This window comes from Streptomyces sp. WI03-4A, assembly GCF_033792105.1.
Taxonomy (GTDB): domain Bacteria; phylum Actinomycetota; class Actinomycetes; order Streptomycetales; family Streptomycetaceae; genus Streptomyces; species Streptomyces collinus_A.
This window is the reverse complement of the sequence record NZ_JARAUO010000007.1, coordinates 1-6353: the sequence shown is the minus strand read 5'-3', so window position 1 is coordinate 6353 and position 6353 is coordinate 1. Positions and strand designations below refer to the sequence as shown.

Sequence of the window (6353 nt, the reverse complement as noted above, 5' to 3'; positions counted from 1 at the left end):
GGTTCAGCAGCGAACCGTCCGCCTGCTGCACCCACTTCTGACCGCCGACCCCGTTGCAGTCCCACAGCTCGACCTGTGTGCCGTTCGCCGTCCCGTTGCCGTTGACGTCGAGGCAGCGGCCCAGGGTGCCCAGGGAACCGTCGGCGTTGTGGGTCCAGTGCTGGTCCTCGGCGTAGGTCTGGCAGTCCCACAGCTGCACGACGGTGCCGTTGACCCCGGTGTCGTCGGCCGCGACGTCGACGCACGTGCCGCCGGGGCCGCCGACCGTTCCCTGCGGTCCGTTGGGCACGTCGGTCTCACCGTTGTAGCCGACCGAGACGATGTTCGCCTGCACCGCGTTCTCGGCGGCGTCGGTGGGATAGCCGGAGACCATCACGCCCTCGAAGAACGTGCCCCTGTTCCAGTTGCTGTTGTCCCCGCCGATGCCGAGGATGATGCCGCCCTCCTGGTGCATCGGCTGGTAACCGCCGCGCGTCGGCAGGGCGCCGTCCCACCACGTGGTCAGTCCACCGGACCGCGCGTCGCCGCCCTTGAGGGCGTACCGCGTCTGCCCGTTGTTCTTGAGCACGGCCGTGACGTACGTGCTGCTGTTGCCGCGGTTGGCGGTGTTGGAGCCGTTGTCGCCCTGGAACATGCCGTTCTCCAGGTCCGCCTCGACCCAGGGTCCGGAGCCGGTGCAGGGCGCGAAGTAGCAGGTGGTCGCGATGCTGACCGCGTCCATGTGACCGTTGCCGGTGTCGGCCGGCGTGCTCTCGGCGTTGCCGTAGTCGAAGCAGCACGCGGAGCCCACGTGGGTGCCGCTGGCCACCATGTAGGCCCCTTCGGGCTGCCCGTTGACGGCGACACCCGAGGCGACGCCCGTGTAGCGGTAGCCGATGCCGGGCGAGATCCACACGCCGTAGACCTTGTGGCCGCCGGCGGTGACCGCGATCTCGCTGGCGTCCGCGCCGCGGTCCGCCCCCATGCCGGCGGTCCCGGCCGGGCCCGGGGTCAGGTCGTTGTGCCGTGCTGTCTGGTCGTAGATCCTCGTGATCCGGCAGGTCGTGCCGCCGCAGAAGGTGTCCTGGCGCCCGGCGTCCGCGTAGCCGCCGGGTGCCAGCAGGCCGATGTCGGCCTTCGCCCCGTCCGAGGCCCTGGTGACCTGGTACAGAGGGCCGGCGTAGGTGGCGAACAGCGCCCGTACCGTGCTGTGCGCGGCGACGCACGGGGTGCCGGCACCCCCGTAGATGTCGCATGGCAGGGAGCCGGCGGCATGCGCCGGCCCGGCCAGGCCGAGCAGGGCACCCAGCATGAGCACCAGGACGGCAAGGATCGATCTCTTTCCGCGCATCGTCTGCTCCTCGAAGGACGGGACGTGCTTGAACGGACGGACGTGAAAGTCGGGTTCGGGGAATCACATCGACCGCTGCGGAAGGTACGGACCATGGTGGGTCACGTCAAGATTTGTTGCTTCCTCCTTATTTAAAGTTCTGTACGTGTCCTGAAATGTTTCTTCCCGGTGGGTTTTCCGGGCACCTGACCACTCAGTGCGCCGGGGCGGAGATCTCGCGCTTCAGGATCTTTCCGCTCGGGCCCAGGGGCAGCGCGTCCACCAGCCAGAGCCGGCGCGGGTACTTGTACGCCGCCACCCGGTCCCGCACGTACGCCTGGAGTTCGCCGGTGCTCGCCTCGGCCCCCGGGCGCAGGACGACCGCCGCCGCCACCTCCTCGCCCAGCCGCTCGTCGGGCACGCCGACGACCGCCGCGAGGGCGACCGCGGGGTGCTCGTGCAGGACCTCCTCGATCTCCCGCGGATAGACGTTGTAGCCGCCGCGGATGATCAGGTCCTTCTTGCGGTCGACGATGTACAGGTAGCCGTCCTCGTCCCGCCGGGCCAGGTCACCGGTGCGCAGCCAGCCGTCGGGCACGGTGGCCGCGGTCTCCTCCGGACGGTTCCAGTAGCCCTTCATCAAGTTGGGCCCGCGCACCACGAGTTCACCCACCTCGCCCGGGGCCACGTCCCGGCCGTCGTCGTCCAGCAGCCGCACCTCGACGTCGCGGATGGGCGTCCCGATGGACCCCGGCTTGCGGGGGCGGTCGGGGTGGTTGAAGGAGACGACCGGGCTGGTCTCCGACATGCCGAAGCCCTCCAGCACCATGCAGCCGAACCGCCGCTCGAACCCGTGCAGAACCTCCACCGGCAGGGACGCGCCGCCCGAGACGCACATGCGCAGGGTGGGCACGTCGGCGTCGGCGGCACCCGGGTGCTGGAGCAGGGCCGCGTACATCGTGGGCACGCCCTCGAAGACGGTGGCACCGTCGCGGGCGACGGCGTCCAGCACGGCCTGCGGATCGAACCTGGGTATGAGGGTGAGCGCGGCGCCGCTGCGCACGGCGACGTTCATGGTGCAGGTCTGCCCGAAGATGTGGAACAGCGGCAGACAGCCCACGATCACGTCGTCGGGGGTCAGCCGCTGCACGTGGACGACGTTGACCTCGGTGTTGTGGCGCAGGCCCGCGTGGGTGAGCGCGGCGCCCTTGGGCCGGCCGGTCGTACCGGAGGTGTACAGCAGGACGGCGACGTCGTCACCGGCGACCGTGGCCACCTCGGGCCGGGGCTCGAGGCGCGCCAGTTCGGCGGCGAAGGCGGCGGGCTCGACGGCGATGCGCCGCACACCGGCCGCCGCCGCGCCCTGGGCGCCCTCGCCGGGCGCCTGGTGCCACTCGAAGAGGAGCACCGCGCCGGAGTCCCGCAGGTGGTACTCGGTCTCCCGCTCCTTGAGCAGCGGGTTCATCGGCACGACGATGCCGCCGGCGCGCAGCACGGCGTAGTACAGGACGACGAACTCGGGCACGTTCGGCAGCATCAGGGCGACCCGGTCGCCGGTCCGCAGGCCCTCCGTGCGCAGCAGGGCGGCGGCCTGCGCGCTCAGCCGGTCCAGCTCGGCGTAGGTGGTGATCCGCGTCCCCAGCCGCAACGCCGTGGCGTCGGGCCGCTTGCCCGCCGTCTCGGCCAGGAACTCCGCCAGATTCGCCATGATGCCTCCTCGCATGCATGTCCGCTGCGCGCGCCGGGCTCCCCCGCCGACGCTCACGGCATGGTGTCTTTCGGCCGGAGGAAGATCCATGGCCGGGCGGACAGCGCGGGGCGGACAGGATTGTCCTGGGCACCAACAAGCACCTCGTACGCTGCGGGGATGAGTCTCTCGGAGGTGAGCGCCGCACTGCGGGCACGGCTGCCGGAACTGGGCGAGCGGATGGCGGTGCGCATCCGCGCGGAGGTCGAGGCCTACGCGGACGAGTCGCTGATCCCGTTCGCGTCGCTGCGGGAGTCGTGCACGGCCAACGCCGACCAGTTGCTGGGGCGCTTCGCGCTCGACGCGGAGCCCGACGTCGGGCCCGCGGAGCGGACCGGCCGACTGCGGGCCGAGCAGGGGGTGCCGCTCGCGGACACGCTGCACGCGTACCGGATCGGCTTCGGGTACCTGTGGGAGCGGATGGTCGACGAGGCCCGGCGGCACCCGGAGGTCACGGACGCCCATCTGGTGGCCGGGTCCTCGGAGATCTGGGCGCAGTTCGGGCGTTACGCGGAGGCGGTCGCCGCGGCCTACCGCGAGGCCAGCGCCGAGCTGGCCCTGCAGCGTGAGGCGCGCCGTTCGGCGCTGGTCGAGGCCCTGTTCACGGGCGCGCTCGCGGACCGCACGACGCTGTGGGAGACGGCGCGGCAGCTCGGGCTGCCGGAGCGCGGTCCGTACGCGGTGGTGGCCGCCGCGGTGCCCGATCCGGGCGGGGAGCCGCTGCCCGGGATCGAGGGGGCCCTGCGTCAGGCGGGTGTGCCGTCGGCCTGGCGACTGCTGCCGGACGCGCAGCTCGGACTGCTCTCGCTCACCCATCCCGACGCCGAGTCGCTGATCGGGAGGGCGTTGCGGCGGCGTTCGGCTCGGGTGGGGGTCAGTCCCCGGTTCGACTCGCTGCGCGACACCCCGCAGGCGCTGCGGTTCGCGCGGCTCGCGCTGGCCGGGCTGCCCGGCGAGGGGCCGGGCGTGGCCCGCTTCGACGACAGCCCGCTCGCCATGCTGGTCGCCGCCGCTCCCGCCGAGGCGGCCCGCCTCGTCGAGACCGTCCTCGGCCCGGTCCTCGAGCTGCCGGCTCCCGAGCGGGCGCGGCTGCTGCACACGCTCGGGCACTGGTTCGCGCACGGGGGCGTCGCCGCCGAGACGGCGAGCGGGCTGTTCATCCACCCGAACACGGTGCGCTACCGGCTCCGCAGGGTGGAGAAACTGACGGGACGTTCGCTCTCCGATCCCGCGGACCTGGCCGACCTCGGCGCCGCCCTGCACGCGCTGCGGCTCGTCCCGCGGCCGGAAGGGGGACGGGAGCGGCGATCACCCTAGGTAGTCGGGCGACCGGCACGGTGACGGAGAGTGTCTGTGAAGGTTTCGGGCCGGACGGTGAGATTATTCGCGACTTCGGGGCACTAGAACGGGAGGAATGCTGCTACCCGGCAGGAGGCACACCATGATCGCCCTCGGCATCATTCTGCTCATAGTCGGCTTCATCACCGGCATTTCGATCCTGTGGACCATCGGCATCATCCTCGCGGTGGTGGGCGCGGTCCTGTGGATCCTGGGCTCGATGGGTCACGCGGTCGCGGGCCGCCGACACTACTGGTAGCCACCGGACCCGCTGCGGCACGACGGCTCGCGCTTTCCTCGCGACCGCTACGGCGGCGTGCGGTAGGGTCACCTGACGTGAACACCGGATCGGCGCCACGCCACGCACGGATCGGCAACCCGGTGGGCGGCTGATCACACGGTGGGTGCGCGGGACGCACCCCCTCGGTCCGGCACGCGGACCTCCCGGCACTCGCGCACCGCGAGTCCGTCTCCCGTGTCGAACACCAACGAGGTCAGCCGAGTGACAGCCACGTTCAACCACACCATCATCGCCGCCAAGGACCGCAACGAGTCCGCCCGGTTCTTCCGGGAGTTGCTGGAACTCCCGGAAGCGCCGTCCTGGGGCCCCTTCACCAACATCCAGCTCACCGACGGCGTGCTGCTGCAGTTCGCCGAGCCGCCGGTGGAGATCCAGATGCAGCACTACGCCTTCCTGGTCGACGACGAGTTGTTCGACCGCGCGTACCGGCGGCTGTGCGACCGCGGCATCGAGCACTGGGCGGACCCGCAGATGCGCCGCCCGGGCGAGACCAACGACGAGCACGGCGGCCGGGGTGTGTACTTCAAGGACCCGGCCGGCCACGCGATCGAGCTGATCACCCGCCCTTATCTGTGACCGGTCACGAGAAGCGCACGCCCATCTCCACCGTCACGTCGTCGCCCTCCCCCAGGCCCAGGCCGGTGCGCACCGCGCTCCTCAGCGGCAGCAGGTACCCGCCGTCCTTCGGGAAGAGCGATGTCGTGAATGCGGTGCCGCCGATCCGGGCTTCGACGGGGATCACGCCCCAGCCGTAGCTGGCCGCCGCGGCCACCTCGCGGATGTCCGTGGACTCCTCGTCCGGCACGGGGACGAAGAAGTAGGGCGCCGGGCCGCGCCACTCGACCACCCGGCCGGAGAATGCGAGTTCCATCGGAAATTCCTCTCTTCCTCCGGCCGGTCGGCCGTCAGAGCTTGGCGCCGAAGTCCTGGGTCCACCAGGGGCCGCCCGAGCCCCGGTGGACGCCGACGCCGATGTTCTTGAACGAGCAGTTGAGGATGTTGGCACGGTGGCCGGGGCTGTTCATCCAGGAGTCCATCACGGACTGCGGGGTCTGCTGGCCCTTGGCGATGTTCTCCCCGTACGTGGACCAGCGGTAGCCCGCCGCGGTGATCCGCTGGCCGGGGTCGGCGCCGTCCGGGTTGGTGTGCTCGAAGAAGTTCCGCGCGGCCATGTCGTCGGAGTGGCCCTGCGCGGCCTTCTCCAGTTGCGGGTCCTCGGTGACCGGCCCGCAACCGGCGGTCGCCCGCTGCTGGTTCACCAGCGCGACCACCTGGTCGACGGCGTCCGAGGACGTCGGTGTCGCGTCAGGGGTGGCGGCGGTGCCCGGCGTCGGGCGGACCGGGTGCGCGGGTGCCGAGGCGCGCTTCTTCACGGGCGCGGGAGCCTTGGGCGAGGCGCTCTTCTTCTTGGGCGCGGACGCCGACGCGGACGGAGTGGCGGAGGCCGAGGGTGACCGCGTGGGCTCCTCGGCGCGGGGCGCGGAGAGGTCGACCACCGGATCGGCGGCCTCGCGCGCCGCGGCCGGCCCGTCGTTCCCGGCGCCGGGGTCGGTGCCGAAGTACCACAGGCCGCCGCCGGCGACGCAGGCCGCCACGACGGCGCCGCCCACGGCCCGGCGCCGCAGACGCCGACGGCGGCGGACCTCGCCCCGGGAGGC

7 protein-coding genes are annotated in these 6353 nt (G+C 72.0%); 3 read left to right on the top strand and 4 right to left on the bottom strand.

Annotated features, from left to right (window positions below; all coding sequences use genetic code 11):
* Both PV343_RS10260 and PV343_RS10255 read right to left on the bottom strand, forming a co-directional pair.
* On the bottom strand, window positions 1-1330 hold a 1330-nt coding region (locus PV343_RS10260), incomplete at its 3' end, for an arabinofuranosidase catalytic domain-containing protein (RefSeq protein ID WP_319146523.1).
* Between the two features lie 193 nt (window positions 1331-1523).
* Entirely contained in the window at window positions 1524-3017 is a 1494-nt protein-coding gene (locus PV343_RS10255) for a long-chain fatty acid--CoA ligase (protein WP_319146522.1), read from the bottom strand.
* Window positions 3018-3176: 159 nt separating this feature from the next.
* On the opposite strand from PV343_RS10255, the gene PV343_RS10250 reads away from it, so the two are divergent.
* From PV343_RS10250 to PV343_RS10240, 3 genes are all read left to right on the top strand, one after another.
* A complete protein-coding gene (locus tag PV343_RS10250) occupies window positions 3177-4373 on the top strand; it encodes a PucR family transcriptional regulator (RefSeq protein WP_319146521.1) in 1197 nt (398 codons plus the stop codon).
* 124 nt (window positions 4374-4497) lie between these two features.
* Complete coding sequence (locus PV343_RS10245; RefSeq protein WP_317441394.1) at window positions 4498-4653, top strand: DUF6131 family protein; 156 nt, start codon at window positions 4498-4500, stop codon at window positions 4651-4653.
* Window positions 4654-4896: 243 nt separating this feature from the next.
* Entirely contained in the window at window positions 4897-5271 is a 375-nt protein-coding gene (locus PV343_RS10240; RefSeq protein WP_319146520.1) for a VOC family protein, read from the top strand.
* A 4-nt stretch (window positions 5272-5275) separates the two neighbouring features.
* Here PV343_RS10240 and PV343_RS10235 read toward each other — a convergent pair whose 3' ends face one another.
* Window positions 5276-5566, bottom strand: a complete 291-nt coding sequence (locus PV343_RS10235) for a DUF1905 domain-containing protein (protein WP_319146519.1) — start codon at window positions 5564-5566, stop codon at window positions 5276-5278.
* Window positions 5567-5600: 34 nt separating this feature from the next.
* A partial coding sequence (locus PV343_RS10230; RefSeq protein WP_319146518.1) for a CAP domain-containing protein occupies window positions 5601-6353 on the bottom strand: 753 nt, incomplete at its 5' end.